The sequence below is a fragment of the Limosilactobacillus rudii genome (assembly GCF_014145455.1).
GTDB lineage: Bacteria > Bacillota > Bacilli > Lactobacillales > Lactobacillaceae > Limosilactobacillus > Limosilactobacillus rudii.
Map to the genome: position 1 here is coordinate 1 of NZ_JACIVB010000004.1, position 237 is coordinate 237.

A 237-nucleotide genomic window follows, 5' to 3' on the forward strand; every position below is an offset into this window, starting at 1 on the left:
CGCATGGTGAATGCCTTGGTACTAGGAGCCGATGAAGGACGGGACTAACACCGATATGCTTCGGGGAGCGGTAAGTACGCTTTGATCCGGAGATTTCCGAATGGGGAAACCCAGTCAGTTTAATCGCTGACTACTTGACTAGTGAATACATAGCTAGCAAGAGGTAGACGCAGTGAACTGAAACATCTTAGTAGCTGCAGGAAGAGAAAGAAAAATCGATTCCCTGAGTAGCGGCGA

Annotated in this window: 1 rRNA gene; it reads left to right on the forward strand. The window is 48.5% G+C overall.

What is annotated here, in order from left to right:
• Window positions 1-237 (forward strand): 23S ribosomal RNA (locus tag H5S39_RS00020); the annotation flags it as partial.